Genomic DNA, 18593 nt, shown 5'->3' with positions numbered 1-18593 from the left:
CCATGATCCGTTCCCCCACGCGTAGCGTAGTGAGTCTGCTGCTGTGCCTGCTGCTGGCGGGATGCGCGCGTTCCGAACTGCTGCAGGCACTGGACGAACGCCAGGCCAACGAAGTGGTGGCCGCGCTGCTCCACCACAACATTCCGGCCGAGAAGCGCCTGCAGGGCAAGGCCGGTTTCATGGTACGGGTTGCGGCGGCCGATCTGGCCGAGGCGATCGACCTGGTACAGCTGAAAGGTCTTCCTTCCGCGCCGCGAACGCAGATCGCCGCGCAGTTCCCTGCCGATGCCATGGTGAGCACACCGCTGGCCGAGCGCGCGCGCCTTCTCTCGGCGATCGAACAGCGCCTGGAAGAATCGTTGACCACCCTGGCCGGGGTGAAGCGCGCGCGCGTGCACGTGAGCTACGACGCGGGCCCGACCGAAGGCAGCCTGCAGCAGCGCCGTGCGCCTTCGATGCATGTGGCGGCAGTGCTCGCGCATTCGCGCGACATGGACCAGGCGGTGCTGCTGGCCACCGCCAAGCGGTTCCTGCGCAACGCCTTCGTCGATGTGGCCTACGACAATGTATCGGTGGTGCTGACCCCTGCCGCGGAGCCGCGCAGCCTGGCAGTGACGCCGGCCGATGAGCCGACGTCACTATGGGCCCTGCTGGTGATACCGCTTGGCCTGCTGGCCGCGCTGGCTGCCTGCGGCTGGTGGCTGCTGCAGCGGGGCGACCCGCGCGCCGTGCGCGTGCGTGAGCGTCTTCGTCGCAGGCGCAGGCCGCCTGAGGGGGCGTCCTCCCATGCATGAGCGGGTGCGCATCCTGCACGATCCTCTGGCTTACTACCGGCCGTGGTCGGCTGTGGAGCCACGGCTTGCCGGCTCACAGCGCAGTGCACTGAACCGGTGGATACGCCAGGCCCATGCGCTGCCGCCCGCGGCCGTCGACCTGGGCCGTTCGGACCCGCTGGCGGACAGGTTGATCCGAGGTTGGTGGCGGGTGCCTGCCGCTGCCTGGTTCGTGGCCTGCGCCGGGCACCGGCGGCATGTGCTGGGCACGCGCTGGATGCCCAGCCAGCCACCGGCCCTGCACGCTTTTCTGCGCTTGGGATTTCCCGAAGCCGGCGTAGATTGGCCACAGGCACCTACACCGGACCTGCTGCTGGCCTGGGGCGGAAAACACCTGCAGCGAGGGCTGCATGGGCAGCTGCCGGACTGGCTGCATGCGCGGATGGCGCTGTGGTTCGTGGGCCTGCCAGACCTTCCGGCATCTGCCACAGCCTCTACCGACCCCTTTGACATGACTTGTTTCCTGAGTGCCTGGAACCATGCTGCAGACCTATCCTGAAAGCCTGCTGGAACGCGCCGTTGACGACGTCATCCATGCGTCCAGCGTCCAGCAGGGCGTCAACCTTGCCCGCGTACAGGCGTTCGCCCGTCGCGCGATCACCCGCGAGCGCGAACAGGCGCGGCTGGAGGTGCGTGAGCTACACGCCGCGGCGGCATTCGAAGGCTATCGAGACGGCATGCTGCACGCCTTGGGCGCGCTGCAGGAGGTCATCGAAGGCCTGCAGCGTGAACAGGTGGCGCTGGCCACCGCCGTACGCGACCAGGTGCAAGCCACCCTGGAGGCGATGAACACTGCGCCGGATGTCGTAGTGGAACCGATCTGCAAGGCCTTCGCCCATCGCATGGCGCAGTCCGATGCCGGCACCCAGGCCGTGCTGCACATCCCGCGGGACCAGACAGCGTTGCTGCAGGCGCTGCACGATGAACCGCTGCTGCGGGCGCTTGACGTGCGGCCGGCCAATCGTCGGCTGCCGCTGCTGGAGTTGGGCGCACTGGCATGGGAGCTGGACCTGCATGGCAGCCTGTTGGACGACGTCGAACTGGCGCTGGGCGAGGCCCTGCCTGGTGTGCAGGACCGGCTCAACACGCTCGCCAGCCGTTACAGCGCGAATCTGCAGGAGTCGCTGGACGCCGCCGCGCAGGCGCGTGGTTTCTCCCTGCTCCGCATCAAACAGAAGGAAGCACAATGAACTCCATCAATCCGCTCGCACAATCGACGGTGGCACGAGGGAATCTATCGGACGACGGGATCGGCCTGGCCGACCGCGTCCTGGCCCAGCGCGGAAAGGGTGCCACCATCGACCCCGCCGCACCTTCCGTCGAGGACAATCTGGTCCCGCTGCCCGAGCCGGTCAGCCCTATCGAGGGATTCATCGAGGACTGGGCTGCGCAGATGTTCCGGGAAACGCTGATGTTCGGCGAAGAAGAGCAAACCGGTAACCCATCGCTCAGCATCGACATCTGAGCGTCCGGCCGGCCTGTTCCTGGGAGGGGCAGCGTGGCCGCCTTCATTCCCGATGTCATCGGCCCCGGCTATGCTGTGCTGATGCAGCTACCGAAAATCGCCCTTCCCCTGTTCTGCCTTGCCGTGCTGGCCAGCCCCCAGGCCCACGCGCGCGGCACTATCGAAAAGGTGGATATCCGCGGCCTGGACAAGGGCGGCGATGCCGAGATCATCGAAAACATCCAGGTCTCGCTGACGCTTTTCGACACGATCGGCAAAGTGCAGGGCGAATCCCGGCTGGAGTATCTGCTGTCACAGGCCGAGCGCCAGACCCGGCAGGCGCTGGAGCCGTTCGGTTTCTACAACCCGACCATCACGGTCGAGGCGCCGCGTACGGGCGACACCCTGCGCGTGGTGATCGATGTGAAAAAGGGCGAGCCGGTACGGGTCCGCGAGGACCACATCGAGATCACCGGCCCGGCCATGTACGACCGTTACCTGCAAGATGACCTGGAGGCGTTCAGGCCGCGCAAGGGTGACGCTTTCGAACATACGTTGTACGAAGCCAGCAAGATCACCGTGACCCGGCGACTGGCCGAGCGCGGCTATTTCGATGCCGATTACACCCAGCACCAGGTGCAGGTCACCCGCGCGGAAAACGCGGCGGATATCGATCTGGCTTGGGACAGCGGGCGCCGTTACAACATGGGCCCGATCACCTTCAAGCAGAATTACTTCGTCGACAAGCTGTTCGATCCGCTGGTGTATTGGGAAGAGGGCAGCTATTTCCACGAGGGCAAGCTGGACCGGCTGCGTGAATCGCTGACCAAGCTGGATTACTTCAGCACCATCGACATCCAGCCCAAGCCGGAACAAGCCGACGAAAACGGCAATGTGCCGGTGGACGTCAACCTGACGCGTGCAAAGCGCAGCATCTACACCACCGGCCTGAGCTATGGCAGCGAGAGCGGCGCCGGTGTGCGTGGCGGCCTGGAGCGCCGGTGGCTCAACAGCCGTGGGCACAAGATGAACACGCAGCTGGACTATGCCCAGAAGCGTAAAAGTCTCACTACAAGCTATCGGATCCCGGCCTTCCGCTGGCTCGATGGCTGGTATACGTTCGCCGCCAGCGCCTACGACGAGCAGACCGACTACATCGATCTGCGCAACCTGAAACTGATCGCCAGCCGCAGCGGGCAGATCAACGAATTCTGGACCGCCACCGCATCGCTCAACGCGCTCCGTGAGCGATGGGGCTATGCGTCGGGAACCGAGTTCACCGATGCGGTCTACCAGTATTCCACCCTGGTCTATCCGCAGATCGCGGCGGACTACGTCAACGTCGATGACCGCTTGTTCCCGCGCAGCGGCATCAGCGGCAGCGCGACGATGCGCGGTGGCGTGGAAGGCGCCGGCTCGGACACCAGCTTCGTGCAGGCCAACATGGTGCTGCGCTGGTACGTGCCGCTGGGCCAGACCAATCGCCTGATCCTGCGCGGTGAGGGCGGCACCACCTGGACCAGTGACCTGGTCGCGATGCCGCCCAGCCTGCGCTACTTCGCCGGCGGCGATCGCAGCATCCGCGGCTACGCCTGGCGTGAAGTGGGCCCGCGGACGCCTGAACCGGACAAGTTCGCCCTTGGTGCCAAGCACCTGGTGGTGGGCTCGGCCGAGTACGAGCATTACTTCAATGATGGGCCGTGGGGCGCGGCGGTGTTCGTCGATACCGGCAGCGCCTTCGACAACACCATCGACCTGCACACCGGCGTCGGTTTCGGCGTGCGCTGGAAGTCGCCGGTCGGCCCGGTACGCGTGGACATCGCCCATGGCCTGAACGATCCGGACTCACAGTTCCAGATCTACCTGAACATCGGAGCTGACCTGTGAGCACGCCGACCCCGACCCCGCCGAACGCACCCAACGCGCAGGCCCCCGTGCCACGCCGGCGCTTCTACCGGCGTCGTCGTTTCTGGGCATGGTCCGGCGTGGGCGTGCTTGGCCTGGTGCTGGTTGGCCTGCTGGCGGTGTACTGGTTGCTGCAGACCGTCGCCGGCCGCGATGTACTGCTGGCGCAGGTGATCGCGCGGCTGCCGGCAGGCGCCAGTTTCACCTGGGACAAGGCCGAAGGCCCGGTGGCCGGACCGCTCACCCTGCACAACGTCGATTTCCGTTACAACGACATCCACTTCCACGCCGATCGCGCACACCTGGAGCCGGACCTGCGTCCACTGCTGGGCCGCAGGCTGCTGCTGGACCGGCTGGAACTGGACAATGCGACACTGAACCTGGCCAAGAGCGAAGCGCCCTTCGAGCTGCCGTCATGGCCGGACTCACTGCCACAGATCGAGATGCCCTTGGCCATCCAGGCCGACGTCATCCAGGTCAACGGGCTGCGCGTCACCACCGGCGGCGAGCCGACCATCGACATCGCGCGCATCGGCGGTGGACTGGAAATCGCCAACGGCGAGTTCAAGGCCAACCAGTTGCTGGTGGACAGCGACATGGGCAACGTCCGCATCAACGGCCATTACATTCCCTCCGATGACTACGACACCGACCTGAGCGCCACCGCCATCCTGCCGGCGCCGCGTGGCCGTACGCCAGCCAGCGTGGGCCTGGTGGCACGCGGCAACCTGGGCCATATGGAAGTGGCCGTGGCCGGTCGTGCACCCGAGCCGCTGCGCGCGATGCTGGTGTTCGACGGCCACACCGATCCCACCTGGAAGGCCAGCGCACGCACCGATGCGCTGGACGTGCGCTTGCTGACCCCGGCGCTGAGCGCCTCCACGCTGGAGCCGCTGACGCTGGACTTCACCGCGTCCGGCAAGGGCGGCAGTGCCGACCTGCAGGGTACCGCCCAGCTTGGCGAACAGAAGGTCGAGCTTGCCCCGTCCAAGGTGCAGCTGGAAGACCAGGTGCTGAAGGTATCGCCGCTGGTGGTCAAGGCGTTCGGCGGACAGGTGCGGTTGAAGGGCAGTGCCGACTTCCGCGAGCAGGACAACCAGAAACTCGATTTTTCCATCGTCGCCAATGACCTGACGTATACCCCGGCTGCTGATCCCAACACCGCCGGCGGTGCGGCGGTGCCGGTGACGTTGCGCGAAGCCCGCTTGGGGCTGGCCGGTACGCTGCAGGCGTGGGCAGCGATCGGCACGGCCGACATCGAGCGCGACGGCCAGAAGGCGGCGCTGCAGTTCGATGTGCGTGGCAACGAAAACGCAGCACGCATCGAGCAGCTGCAGGCTCGCACACCCGGCGGCACGCTCGAGGTGGAAGGCAACGTGGCCTGGGCGCCGCAGCTGCAATGGGATGCCAAGGCGACACTCGACGCGTTCGATCCGGGCTACTTCATGCCGGGCTGGGACGGGCGCTTGTCCGGCAATCTTGCCAGCACCGGCCGCCAGCTGCCGGTGCCGGCCAATGCACCGCCGGGGACCGCCGGCGTCATCGAAGCGACGGTCGATCTGCCCTCCCTGAAGGGCAGATTGCGGCAGCGCGCGGTGGATGCGCAGGGCAAGTTCGCGATGCAGGGCGAGCAGGGCGAAGGCCAGCTGAAGTTGGCCGTCGGTGCGAGTCGTGTCACCGCCTCGGGCAAGGTCGGCGACCGGCTGGACATCGATGCGCGCTTTGAACCGCTGCAGCTCAGTGACCTGCTGCCGGGTGCCGATGGCGGCCTGCAGGGCACGGTGCAGGTCAAGGGGCGGCGCGACGCGCCGGACATCACCGCCGACCTTGTGGGCAGCAACCTGCGCTGGGACGATTACGCGGCCGAAGCGATCAGCCTGAAGGGTCGCCTGCCATGGAGCGGCGACAGTGGCACGCTGGCGCTGCAGGGCCGCAACGTCAACGCCGGGATGCTGCTGGAAAGCCTGAAGGTGGACGCGCAGGGCAGCGTCAGCAACCTGCGGTTGACCGCGCAGGGCCGCAACGACATGGGCGCGGTGGACCTGCAGGGCAGTGTCCGCCAGCAGGGCCAGCAGTGGCGCGGCAAGCTTGAATCGCTGCGGCTTGAACCGCAGAAGGGTGATCCCTGGGTGCTGCGCAGCGCGTCGGATTTCGCGATCAACGGCAGCAACTACAGCCTGACCGAAACCTGCCTGGCCCCGGCCACCGGGGGTGCGCTGTGCGTGCATGCCAACTGGCCGCGCGAAGGGCTGGTGGTGCGCGGCGACGCGCTGCCGCTGACCCTGGTGCAGCCGTGGCTGCCGCCGACCTCCGGGCGTCGCATCTTCCTGCGCGGGGAGGTGACGATGGACGCGCAGATCCGACCGCGCGGCAATGCCTGGGAAGGCAACGTGGAGGTGCGTTCGGCCGAAGGTGGCGTGCGCCTGGGCGACAACGCCCGCGGCGAACTGCTGAAGTACGACCAGTTCTCGATCACGCTGGACATGACGCCTGCACGTATCGACGGCTTCCTCGGCATGGGCTTCCAGGGCAACGGCTTCGTCAACGCCAAGGTGCAGACCGGCTGGGATGCCAGCGCTCCGTTGAATGGTGAGCTGTACCTCAACATGGCGCGGCTGTACTGGCTGGAACTGTTCTCACCGGATATCGTGCGGCCGACCGGCCTGATCGAAGGCCACGTGAGCCTGCGTGGAACCCGCAGCCAGCCGCTGCTGGGCGGCGAGGCCACGCTGAGCGACTTCAAGGGCGAATTCCCGGCCCTGGGCCTGACCTTCGAACAGGGCAAGGGTGACTTCACCGCCCAACCGGATGGCTCGGCGAAGATCACCGCGCAGGCCAATTCCGGCAAGGGCACGCTGTATGTGGACGGTGGCCTGTCATGGTTCGGCGATGCACAGCCGCTGCAGCTGCATATCCACGGTGAGAACGTCCTGTTGTCCAACACAAGCGAACTGCGCGTGGTGGCCAATCCGGACCTGGATTTCACCCTGGCCGGCACCACCATGCAGCTGAAGGGCGAGGTGCTGGTGCCGGAGGCCGACATCGACCTGGAACGCCTCGACCGCGGTACCTCGGTATCCTCGGACGTGGTGGTGCTTGATCCGGTGGATCCGGAAGAAACGGCCAGCTCGCCGCTGGACATGGACCTGACGGTCAGCCTTGGCGACAACGTCAAGATGGCTGGTTTCGGCCTGAAGGGCGCGTTGACCGGCAAGATGCAGGTATGGGCCAAGCCGGGTCGCGAAATGACCGCCAACGGCGGGCTGGAAGTGAGTGGCCGCTACAAGGCCTACGGCCAGGACCTGACCATCACGCGCGGCCAGCTGAGCTGGAACTACAACCCGGTGTCCGATCCACGCATCAACCTGCGCGCGGAACGTCGCATCGGCGATGTGACCGCCGGCATCGACGTCACCGGTCGTGCGATGCAGCCGCGTGCGCAGGTGTGGTCGGATCCGTCCATGTCCCAATCCGAGGCGCTCGGTTACCTGGTGCTCGGCCGCAGCCTGACCGGGGCCACCAGCGACCAGACCCAGCAGGTCAACGCCGCATCGGCGGCTCTGTCGGCCGGCAGCGGGCTGCTTGCCTCGCAGCTGGGCGCGAAACTGGGGCTGGATGACGCGGGCGTCAGCCAGTCGCGCGCGCTCGGGGGATCGGTGCTGGGCGTGGGCAAGTTCATTTCGCCGAAGTTGTATGTTGGTTACGGCGTTTCACTGGTGGGCAGCGGGTCGGTGCTGACACTGAAATACCTGCTCAGTCGCGGCTTCGATATCGAGGTGGAATCGAGCACGGTGGAGAACCGGGGCTCGTTGAACTGGCGCCGCGAAAAATAGCGTCGCGGAGCGTCCCGAGGACGCTGGTGTCATCGAGGTCAGCGGCCTGCGCACGCTGGCCCGGCTGCCGGCCAGGACCTGCCCAAGGTCCGGCGGTTGTCGTGTGGGGCACGCAGAGGCTAAGGTCACGGGCTGACCTGATCCGCCGGATGCCCGCATGTTCTCCCGCACAACCCTTTCCGTCTCCCTGGCCCTGGGCCTGTCCATGGCGGCAGGCGCACATGCCGACGAAGGCATGTGGATGCCCACCCAGCTGCCAGCGCTGGCCAAGCCGCTGAAAGCGGCCGGTTTCAAGGGCGATCCGCGTGATCTCGCCAATGTCACCGCGCCGCCGCTCAGCGCCGTTGTGCGCGCAGGGGGCGGCACCGCCTCGTTCGTCTCTCCCAAAGGGCTGCTGCTGACCAACCATCACGTGGCCATGGGCGTGATCCAGTACAACAGCACCCCCGAGCACAACCTGATCGACGAGGGCTTCATTGCCAAGGGCCGGGGCGATGAGCGGCCGTCCAATCCGGATTTCCGCGTACTGGTCACGGTGGGATTCGACAAGGTCACCGATCAGGTGCTGGCGCAGGCCAAGGGCAAGACCGGGCGTGCCTATTTCGATGCCGTGGACAGCGCCAGCAAGCAGATCGTGGCCGACTGCGAACGCGACGGCAGCGTGCGCTGCTCGGTGGCCGACATGTACTACGGCACCGATTTCTACCGTATTTCCCAGCTGGAACTCAGCGACGTGCGGCTGGTCTACGCACCGCCGCGGGCGATCGGCAACTATGGCGACGAGATCGACAATTTCATGTGGCCGCGCCACACCGGTGATTTCACCCTGTTGCGCGCCTACGTCGGCAAGGATGGCAAGCCTGCCGCGTACAGCCCCGACAACGTGCCCTACCAGGCGCCGGCGCACCTGCAGATGTCGTTGGAGGGCCCGAAGGCGGGCGACTTCGCGATGCTGGCCGGTTACCCGGGAATCACCTATCGGCATCGCACTGCCAACGAGTTCGCCAGCCAGATCGACAGCGTGCTGCCGCGCCGCGTCGCGCTTTTCCAGCAGATGATCGACACCATCGAGGCGGCGACCCAGGGCGATGCGCAGGCACGCACCCGCTATGCCTCGCAGCTGCAGTCGCTGAAGAACAACCGCAAGCGCGCCGCCGGTGAACTGGAGGGGCTGCTGCGCAGCGACGCGAAGGCCCAGCGTGCCAGTGACGAGCAGGCGATGCTGGCCAATGCCGATACCCGCTATCGCGATGATATCCAGGCCCTGCTGGCCACGCTGTCACAGGGCGCCTCGCTAGGTGAGCGCGACCTGCTGCTGGACCAGATCGCCAGCCAGACCCAGCTGCTGCGCTCGGCACTGCTGCTGGAGCGCCTGCGGCTGGAATCGGCCAAGCCGGATGCCCAGCGTGAAAGCGGCTTCCAGCAGCGCGACCAGGCACTGATCGAAGGGGTGTTGAAGCAGGCCCAGCGGCGTTATGCACCGGGCGTCGAAAAAGCCTTGCTGGGTGCGCTGCTGGGCCGCTACCAGCAGTTGCCGGATGCGCAGCGCCTGGCGGAGTTCGATGCCGCCTTCGGGCGCACGCCGCAGTCGCTGGGCAGCGCGCTCGATAGCCTGTATGCACGCACCACGCTCGGCGATGAAGCACAGCGGCTGTCGCGCTTTGCCGCAGCGCGTGAGGGCAAGGCGCTGGCGCCGGATCCCCTGCTGGCCCTGGCCGGCCCGCTGGTACAGGCGCAGCTGCGCGTGGAAGGCGAGCGCAAGACCCGCGAGGGCGAGGGCCTGCGCCTGCGGCCGGCCTACATGCAGGCATTGTTCGCTTGGCGTGCCCAGCAGGGCCGGGCGGTCTACCCCGACGCCAACCGCAGCCTGCGCATCAGCTTCGGCAAGGTGGAAGCGCTGAGCCCGCGCGATGGCGTGCACTTCGATCCGGTGACCACCGTGGCCGGCATCGTGGAGAAAAACACCAATGCGTATCCGTTCGATGCACCGCGCCCGCTGCTGGACGCCATCGCCAAGGGCGACTTCGGCAGCACCGCCGATCCGGCGCTGAAGACCCAGACGGTCAACTTCCTGACCAACCTGGATACCACCGGCGGCAACTCAGGCTCCCCCGTGCTCAATGCCAAGGGCGAACTGATCGGCCTCAACTTCGACAGCAACTGGGAGTCGGTCAGCGCCAGCTGGTGGTTCGATCCGCGCTTCAAGCGCGCCGTCCACGTGGACATGCGTTACCTGCGCTGGCTGCTGGCCAAGGTCTATCCGGCCCCTGCACTGCTGCAGGAAATGGGTGTGCCGGCGGAACAATGAGCGGGGCCGGCGGGAGAAGGGTGGCCCCCCCTCAGCGCGCGATGAACGTCAGCAGCAGGCGGCGCACCGGTGCATCCATGGCATCGAAGGTGGGCTGACGGTATTGCGGGATATCCAGCGGGTTGTTCGGATCCCAGCCGATGGCGTTGCTGCCTGGCTGCGGTTGGAACACAGGCGGGGCGGTCGTGGCGCTCCACGCACACACGAACAGTCCGTGCACGCCCTGGTCCCAGCCTTCCACGATGCGCACCGATGACAGCACGATGCCCTGCCTGGCGCTGTCCCGGGCCAGATCGGCGCTGATCGTGTCCACCAGCCGGGTAGTTTCATCAGCCGTGCGCTCCTGCACCCATTCCCACGTGGCCGCTGCCAGCGCGCGCTCGACGAGCAGGCGCACCTCCGCTGCCGGTGTCGCGGTCGTGTGCTGCAGCGGCGCATTCGCTACCCGGCCGGGGGTCGCCGGCGGGCCCGCGACGTCGCGGATCGCCGAATGATCGGGATCGGTGCCGCGGTGCGTGGAAACAAGCACGGGAAAGGTTGACTGGACAGGGGCGGTCGAATTCATGGCGATCCGGGCATCAAGGCACAACGGCAGGCGCTGCAGCCCGATAGCGTGCACTCCTGCCACGGCGACGGCCTTCATCGAGCGCTCGCCTGCGCACAGGCTGACCGCCACCCAACCCACTACACTGTCGGCACTGCCGCCCCGGAAGACCGCCTTTGGTTTCCAGCTGGATCCTGCTGCTGGTGTCCGTCGCCTATGCTGCGCTGCTGTTCGGCGTGGCGTGGTGGGGTGACCGACGCCCGCTGTATCCGGACCGGCCCTGGCTGCGCCCGGTGGTCTACAGCCTGGCGCTGGCGGTGTACTGCTCCTCGTGGACCTTCTACGGTGCGGTCGGGACGGCGGTGCGCAGCGGGGTGGGCTATCTGTCGATCTACATCGGCCCACTGCTGATGATGCTGTTCGGCTGGCGCATCATCGAACGCCTGGCGCTGGTGGCGCGCAGCCAGAATGTGGTCTCCATCGCCGACTTCATCTCATCGCGCTTCGGTCGCTCGCGGCGGCTGGCGGCGCTGGTGGCGATCATCGCGCTGATCGGCGTGGTGCCCTACCTGGCGCTGCAGTACAAAGCCGTTGCGATGAGCCTGCAGGTACTGACCGGCGACAGCGGGCCGACCGGCTACTTCAGTGATCCTGCGTTGTACGTGGCGCTGCTGATGGCCTTGTTCGCCACCTTGTTCGGTACCCGCCAGGTGGATGCCACCGAGCACCACCACGGCATGATGCTGGCCATCGCGCTGGAATCGGTGATCAAGCTGCTGGCGATGGTGGCCGTGGGCGTGTTCGCCTACCTGTGGCTGAGCGAGCGCACCGATGCGGTGGTGCAGTCGGCGCATACGCTGTTCACTTCGCTGCCCCCGGTGGGGTTCATATCGCAGACCCTGCTCAGCTTCCTGGCCATCGTATGCCTGCCGCGGCAGTTCCACGTGGCGGTGGTGGAGTGTGGCGATGTGCGTGACGTGCACCGCGCGCGCTGGATGTTCGGCGGCTACCTGGTGGTGATTTCGGCGATGGTGATCCCCATCGCCACGGCCGGTGTCAGCCTGTTCGGCACCGGCGGCACGGTGGCCGACGATGCGATGGTACTGGCCCTGCCCCTGCACGAGGGCCGCAACGCGCTGGCGCTGGTGGCCTATGTCGGGGGGTTCTCGGCGGCGACCGGCATGGTCATCGTATCGTCGATCGCCCTGGCCACGATGATCAGCAACGACCTGGTCATGCCGGTGCTGCTGCGACGCAGCGGGGGCACCGGCGAGGCGGCGGACGTGGCATCGCGGGTGTTGTGGATCCGCCGCCTGGCGATCCTGTTCCTGGCGCTGATCGCCTACACGTACTACCGCAGCAGCGGCAACGACAACTCGCTGGCGTCCTATGGCCTGATGGCGTTCGCGGCGGTGGCGCAGTTCGCGCCCGGGCTGATCGGGGGGTTGTACTGGCGCGGGGCCAGCCGCCGCGGCGTGGAAACCGGTATCGTGCTGGGCTTCGCCACCTGGATCTACACCCTGCTGTTGCCCGCGCTGACCCAGTCCGGCCTGGTGGATGCTGCGTGGTTGAGCGAAGGGCCGTTCGGCGTGGCATGGCTGCGGCCGCAGCAGTTGTTCGGCATGAACGGGTGGGATCCGTTGACCCACGGCACGTTCTGGTCGCTGCTGGTGAACGCGGCGACGATGATGCTGGTGTCGGCACGCTGGCGGCCCAGCGTGGACGAGCGCCTGCGCGCGGCACCGTTCCTGGATCCGTATGCGCAGCGGCCCTCGGTGGCCAGTGGCTGGCCGGGCCACGTGCACGTAGGCGACCTGCTGGCGCTGGCATCGCGGGTGGTGGGCGAGCGCCATGCGCGCCGTTCGTTCTTCGAACAGGCGCAGTCGCTGGGGCGCGAACTGCAGACCCAGGTGCCGGCGGATCGGCCCTGGGTGCAGTTCACCGAACGCCTGCTTGCCGCCTCCATCGGCGCCGCGTCGGCCCGCCTGCTGCTGACCAGCCTGCTGCGCGGTTCGGGCATGGACCTGGGCGAGGTGGTGGCGGTACTGGACGAAGCCGGCCAGGAGCTGCGCTTCAATCGGGAGATCCTGTCCACCACGCTGGAAAACATCAGTGCCGGCGTCAGCGTGGTCGACCCGGACATGCGCCTGACCGCATGGAACCGGCGCTACCAGGACATGTTCGGCTATCCGGACGGCATGCTGTACGTGGGCCGCCCGGTGGCCGACCTGATCCGCTACAACGCCGAACGCGGTGAGCTGGGCGAGGGCGATATCGAACGCCAGATCAGCCGCCGCATCCGCTACATGCGTGCCGGCTCGCCGCACGTGTTCGAACGTACGCGCAGCGATGGCAAGGTGATCGAGATGCGGGGACAGGCGTTGCCCGGCGGCGGCTACGTCACCAGCTACAACGACATCACCGACTACAAACACGCTGAAAAAGCGCTGCTTGAAGCCAACGAGACACTGGAGCAGCGGGTGGCCGAGCGCTCCAATGCTGCCGAGGCGGCGCAACAGTCCAAGACCCGCTTCCTGGCGGCGATCAGCCACGACGTGCTGCAGCCACTGAATGCGGCGCGGCTGTTCGCCTCGGCGCTGCGCGAAAGCCACCACAACAACGAAGAGCAGCGCCATCTGGCCGAGCGCGTGGACGCCTCGCTGCGTGCCGCAGAGGAACTGCTCGATGGCCTGCTGGACGTTTCGCGACTGGACGCCGGCGGCCTGAATCCGGTGATCGGCGAGTTCGATGCCAGTGCCCTGATGCGCGAGTTGGCGGCCCAGTACTCGCCGGTTGCCGCGGGCCGCGGATTGCGCCTGGACCTGTTCGCGCGCCAAGCCTGGGTCCGCAGTGACCGCCGGTTGTTGCGGCGGGTGATGCAGAACTTCCTGGCCAATGCGCTGCGTTACACCCGGCAGGGCCGCATCGTGCTGGCCGTGCGCCTGCGTGGCGACGAAGTGGAACTGCAGGTGTGGGATACCGGCCCTGGCATTCCCGAACACCACATGCAGCAGATATTCGATGAGTTCCATCGCTACCAGCAGCCCTTCGACTGGGGTGAACAGGGGCTGGGGCTGGGCCTGTCCATCTGCCAGCGCATCTCACGCCTGCTCGACCATCGATTGAATGCGCGCAGCCGGGTCGGTAGCGGGTCGATGTTCTCCATCACCCTGCCACGGGTAGCGGCGACCCCGGGCGCCAGCGAGCAGGAACTGATGGCCGCAGCGGCGCCGGCTTCGCGTCCGGATTCACTGGCCGGCATGCGCGTGCTGTGCGTGGACAACGATGAGGAGATCCTGGATGGCATGCGCGCCTTGCTCGGGCGCTGGCAGGTACAGGTGATCACCGCCAGCACCGTGGACCAGGCGCTGGAGAAAATCACCGCGCACCCCGATGTGATGCTGGTCGATTACCACCTGCATGATCGTCTGGACGGCCTGGACACGCTGGTCGCGCTGCGCGAGGCGGCTGGCAGCGACCTGCCCGGTGCCCTGCTCACGGCTGATGGCCGTGATGAGCTCAAGCGGATGGCACGCGACCGCGGCTATCGTGTGCTGACCAAGCCGATCAAGCCGGCTTCGCTGCGTGCGTTCCTCGCCGCTTACGCACGTTCGGACAACTGAGTCTCCCCCCGCGCGATCGCCATCCTGATGACACGGTCCACCAGCAGCGCTGGAGGGTGCTGAACGAGTTCCCGAAGATACGTGCATGGCTGCATCGCAGTAATGTCCGTTTCCGTGACCGGGCCCAGGTCGGATCGCAGGCCCGCGCAGCGGGAATTGCCTGTCGCCGAGCGCGATATCCGCCCGCTGGCGGACGGCTGCCGGCCCACCGTGGAATCGGTGGTGACCATCCGTCACCGGCGTACCCGCAACCTCCCCTTGGTGGGCACCCCACGCCGGCCAGGCCGCTGGTGGGAAGGGTGAGCCGCGGGGTGCCGGTCACGCGGCGCCGCTGAGGTGCTCGTACAGGATGGTGGCGCCGATGATCATCAGGATCACGCCACCGATGATCTCCGCGCGCTTGCCAACCATGTTGCCGAGCACGCGGCCGAGCATGATGCCGGCGGTGACCATGGTCAGGGTGCACAGGCCGATGACCGCCGCCACCACGCCGATGTGTACCTCCATGAAAGCCAGTCCGACGCCCACGGCCATGGCATCGATGCTGGTGGCCAAACCGGTGACCGCCAGCTGCCAGAAGCCGTGGTGGCGTTGCGGGTCTTCGTCGGCATCATCGTGCTGCGGACGCAGGCCGTTGACGATCATGTGCAGCCCCAGGGCGATCAGCAGGCCGAAGGCGATCCAGTGGTCGAAGGCCTCCACGTACTCCAGTGCCGCGCGCCCGAGCATCCAGCCGATCACCGGGGTGACCGCTTCGATGGCGCCAAAGATGAGGCCGGCACGCAGCGCATCGCGGAACACCGGCCTGCGCATCGCGGCGCCCTTGCCGATTGCCGCGGCGAAGGCATCGGTGGACATGGCAAAGCCGATCAGGAGGATCGAAAGAGGGGACATGAAGTTCACGACAGGTCGGGCGAAGACGGACGCACGGCCCGCGTTCGCGCCCAACCTGTCGTTGCGCACGCGGACCGCTGGTCTCGCCAACCAAGATGGTTGCCCGCACCACGGCGCACTGGCCGAGCATGTTGATACGGGCGTTTCCTGCAGCAGGAAACCGGCTACTCCCCAAGGGGACGCGAAGCTTAGCACCGGGGTCCCGGTCTGTGGCGTCACCCTGCGATTGCGCAGGTGAAGCTGGTTTTCATAGCTGTGGCTATAACGCGCGTCGTGCAGCGCCGCCGGGACATGACTCGGCGCTACCGGAGACGGCTCAATCCTCTTCCGGCGGCAACACGATCTGCTCGTCGTCGATGGCCAGCTTGCCGGCCATCAGCACGGCCTGGGTGCGGTTGGTCACGCCCAGCTTTCGCAGGATGGCGGTGACGTGCGCCTTGATGGTGGCCTCGGACACATTCAGGTCGTAGGCGATCTGCTTGTTCAAGCGCCCCGCGCCCAGCATCTGCAGTACGCGGAACTGCTGCGGGGTGAGCTCGCGCAGGCGTTGGCCGACCTCGCGCTCTTCGCGGCCGGTGGGTGGCTCGTTGTGCGCCTCCGGCGGTGCCCACGTTTCGCCGTCCAGGATCATTCCCAGCGCATGGCCGATGGTGTCCGAATCAGCCGATTTGGGGATGAAGCCGAACGCGCCATGATCAAGCGCACGGCGCATCACCTTGGGTTCCTCGCGCGCGGACACCACCACCACCGGCAGGTGCGGGTGCAGCGATCGCATGTGCACCAGTGCATTGAATCCCTGGGCACCGGGCATGTTGAGATCCATCAGGACCAGGTCGGCATCGTTGTGCTGGTCGGCCAGCGCGTACAGCGCTTCCACGCTGTCGGCTTCGAACAGCTGCACGCCGGGGATGACGCGCTTCACGGCGCCTCGCAAGGCCTCGCGGAACAGCGGATGGTCGTCGGCAATCAGGAGGGTGGGCATGGGATCAGCTTACGCAAAACAGGAGGGGCAGGGGACGGACACAGCGCTCTTCGCCACGCGAAGGCTGCTGCATCCAATGGGCGGACCGGGCCCTCCTCCCGGTCCGCGGCGTGGCGCATTACTTGACCTTGCGTTCGTCCACCAGCGAGGCCACCACCGACGGATCGGCCAGGGTCGAGGTGTCGCCCAGCTGGTCCGGCGCGTTCTCGGCGATCTTGCGCAGGATGCGGCGCATGATCTTGCCCGAACGTGTCTTCGGCAGGCCGGGGGCCCACTGCAGGTGGTCCGGCGTGGCGATCGGGCCGATTTCCTTGCGCACCCATGCCACCAGTTCCTTGTGCAGTTCGTCGCTGGGCGCCTCGTCGGCGATCAGCGTGACATAGGCGTAGATGCCCTGGCCCTTCACCTCGTGCGGGAAGCCGACGACGGCGGCTTCGGCCACCTTCGGATGCGATACCAGCGCGCTTTCCACTTCAGCGGTGCCGATGCGGTGGCCGGACACGTTGATGACATCGTCGACGCGGCCGGTGATCCAGTAATAGCCGTCCTCGTCGCGACGGCAGCCATCGCCGGTGAAGTAGGCGCCCGGATAGGTGCGGAAGTAGGTATCGATGAAGCGCTGGTCGTCGCCATACACGGTGCGCATCTGGCCCGGCCACGAATCGCGGATGATCAGGTTGCCTTCCGTGGCGCCGTCCTTGATCTCGCCATCGGCATTGACCAGGGCCGGCTGCACGCCGAAGAAGGGCAGGCTGGCCGAGCCCGGCTTCAGGTCCACCGCACCGGGAAGCGGGGAGATCAGGATGCCGCCGGTTTCGGTCTGCCACCAGGTATCGACGATCGGGCAGCGGCTGTCGCCGACCACCTCGTAGTACCAGCGCCAGGCCTCCGGATTGATCGGCTCGCCGACGCTGCCGAGCAGGCGCAATGACGCGCGCGAGGTGCGCTTGACCGGATCTTCGCCTTCGCGCATCAACGCGCGGATGGCAGTCGGCGCGGTGTAGAAGAGGCTGACTTTGTGTTTGTCGATCACTTCCCAGAAGCGCGAGGTGGTGGGGAAGTTCGGCACGCCTTCGAACATCAGCGAGGTGGCGCCATTGGCGAGTGGTCCGTAGACGATGTAACTGTGGCCGGTGACCCAGCCGACATCGGCGGTGCACCAGTAGATATCGTCTTCGCGCAGGTCGAACACCGCTTCATGGGTGTAGGCCGCATACAACAGATAACCACCGGTGGTATGCAGCACGCCCTTCGGCTTGCCGGTGGAACCGGAGGTGTAGAGGATGAACAGCGGATCCTCGGCGTTCATGCGTTCCGGCTCGCACTCGGCCGGCTGGCTGTCCACCACATCGTGGAACCAGCGGTCGCGCGGGGCCTGCATGTCCACCGCGCCGCCGGTATGGCGGACCACCAGTACGGTTTCCACCGTGTTGGTGCCGGGCAGCTTGAGTGCGGCATCGACATTGGCCTTCAACGGGATCTTCTTGCCACCGCGCAGGCCTTCATCGGCGGTGATGATCAGTTTGCTGGCGCAGTCGCTGACGCGATCGGCAATCGAGTTCGGCGCGAACCCGCCGAACACCACCGAGTGGATCGCACCAATGCGCGCACAGGCCAGCATGGCCACGGCCGCATCGACAATCATCGGCAGATAGATGGTGACGCGGTCGCCCTTCTGCACGCCGAGGCTGCGCAGCGCATTGCCGAGCCGGCAGGTGCGCTCGTACAGCGCGCGATAGGTGACGTGCTGGGCCGGCGCGTCCGGGCTGTCCGGTTCGAACAGCAGGGCGGTCTTGTCGCCACGCGTTTCCAGCTGGCGGTCCAGGCAGTTCACGCTGGCATTGAGCTCACCGTCTTCAAACCACTTGATGTGGAAGTCGGCCAGGTCGTAGCTGACGTTCTTGATGATGCTGGGTTGCTTGAACCACTGCAGCCGCTGCGCCGCTTCGCCCCAGAACGCATCGGGATCGGCGATCGAGGCCTGGTACTGCTGCTGGTAGGTGGTTTTGTCGATCCGCGCGTTCTTGGCGAACTGCGGGTCGACGGGATAGAGATCAGCCATGGCGCCCTCACTTGCACGTGGACTTTGATGTGCGGTTGCAGCATGCGGCGCAACCGTTGCCACCCAGTTTGCCCGATCCGCCCCCGCCCGCGACACCGCCGTGCTTAGACCATGGTCGCAAGCCGACAGGCGCAGAGGCTGCGCGCGGTGAATACGGCCCCGCCC

11 protein-coding genes are annotated in these 18593 nt (G+C 66.7%); 7 read left to right on the top strand and 4 right to left on the bottom strand.

Annotated features, from left to right (window positions below):
• The first annotated feature begins 2 nt into the window (after positions 1 to 2).
• The 6 genes from sctJ to CXG43_RS07890 all read left to right on the top strand — a co-directional run bounded on the left by sctJ (position 3) and on the right by CXG43_RS07890 (position 10323).
• Positions 3 to 794, top strand: coding sequence for a type III secretion inner membrane ring lipoprotein SctJ (gene sctJ, locus CXG43_RS07920; protein ID WP_101099464.1), 792 nt, complete (start codon positions 3 to 5; stop codon positions 792 to 794).
• A gap of 518 nt (positions 795 to 1312) precedes the next feature.
• Positions 1313 to 2023 carry a hypothetical protein gene (locus CXG43_RS07910; protein ID WP_101099462.1) on the top strand — a complete coding sequence of 237 codons (711 nt, stop codon included), beginning with the start codon at positions 1313 to 1315 and terminating at the stop codon, positions 2021 to 2023.
• Positions 2020 to 2298 (top strand): hypothetical protein, encoded by a 279-nt coding sequence (locus tag CXG43_RS07905; RefSeq protein WP_101099461.1) that lies wholly within the window; start codon positions 2020 to 2022, stop codon positions 2296 to 2298. Before CXG43_RS07910 ends, CXG43_RS07905 begins: the two co-directional genes overlap by 4 nt.
• A gap of 81 nt (positions 2299 to 2379) precedes the next feature.
• Positions 2380 to 4164 carry an autotransporter assembly complex family protein gene (locus CXG43_RS07900; protein ID WP_101099504.1) on the top strand — a complete coding sequence of 595 codons (1785 nt, stop codon included), beginning with the start codon at positions 2380 to 2382 and terminating at the stop codon, positions 4162 to 4164.
• Positions 4161 to 8015 carry a translocation/assembly module TamB domain-containing protein gene (locus tag CXG43_RS07895; RefSeq protein WP_101099460.1) on the top strand — a complete coding sequence of 1285 codons (3855 nt, stop codon included), beginning with the start codon at positions 4161 to 4163 and terminating at the stop codon, positions 8013 to 8015. The genes CXG43_RS07900 and CXG43_RS07895 overlap by 4 nt, the downstream gene beginning before the upstream one ends.
• A gap of 157 nt (positions 8016 to 8172) precedes the next feature.
• Entirely contained in the window at positions 8173 to 10323 is a 2151-nt protein-coding gene (locus CXG43_RS07890; RefSeq protein WP_101099459.1) for a S46 family peptidase, read from the top strand.
• Between the two features lie 31 nt (positions 10324 to 10354).
• Here the strand turns inward: CXG43_RS07890 and CXG43_RS07885 are convergent, their stop codons facing one another.
• The gene (locus CXG43_RS07885) at positions 10355 to 10966 is read right to left on the bottom strand and encodes a hypothetical protein (RefSeq protein WP_101115987.1); all 612 of its coding nucleotides are present in this window, start codon (positions 10964 to 10966) and stop codon (positions 10355 to 10357) included.
• Between the two features lie 77 nt (positions 10967 to 11043).
• Here CXG43_RS07885 and CXG43_RS07880 point away from each other — a divergent pair, with 77 nt between their 5' ends.
• Complete coding sequence (locus CXG43_RS07880; protein ID WP_101099457.1) at positions 11044 to 14490, top strand: PAS domain-containing hybrid sensor histidine kinase/response regulator; 3447 nt, start codon at positions 11044 to 11046, stop codon at positions 14488 to 14490.
• A gap of 318 nt (positions 14491 to 14808) precedes the next feature.
• Here CXG43_RS07880 and mntP read toward each other — a convergent pair whose 3' ends face one another.
• From mntP to acs, 3 genes are all read right to left on the bottom strand, one after another.
• Positions 14809 to 15384 (bottom strand): manganese efflux pump MntP, encoded by a 576-nt coding sequence (mntP, locus tag CXG43_RS07875; RefSeq protein WP_101099503.1) that lies wholly within the window; start codon positions 15382 to 15384, stop codon positions 14809 to 14811.
• Between the two features lie 316 nt (positions 15385 to 15700).
• Positions 15701 to 16366 carry a response regulator transcription factor gene (locus CXG43_RS07870; RefSeq protein ID WP_042612002.1) on the bottom strand — a complete coding sequence of 222 codons (666 nt, stop codon included), beginning with the start codon at positions 16364 to 16366 and terminating at the stop codon, positions 15701 to 15703.
• A gap of 118 nt (positions 16367 to 16484) precedes the next feature.
• Positions 16485 to 18428 carry an acetate--CoA ligase gene (acs, locus tag CXG43_RS07865; protein WP_101099456.1) on the bottom strand — a complete coding sequence of 648 codons (1944 nt, stop codon included), beginning with the start codon at positions 18426 to 18428 and terminating at the stop codon, positions 16485 to 16487.
• Positions 18429 to 18593 lie beyond the last annotated feature (165 nt).

It is taken from the genome of Stenotrophomonas sp. Bg11-02, from assembly GCF_002836635.1.
GTDB lineage: Bacteria > Pseudomonadota > Gammaproteobacteria > Xanthomonadales > Xanthomonadaceae > Stenotrophomonas > Stenotrophomonas lacuserhaii.
The sequence above is the reverse complement of the archived record's forward strand: the minus strand, read 5'-3'. Positions and strand labels throughout refer to the sequence as shown.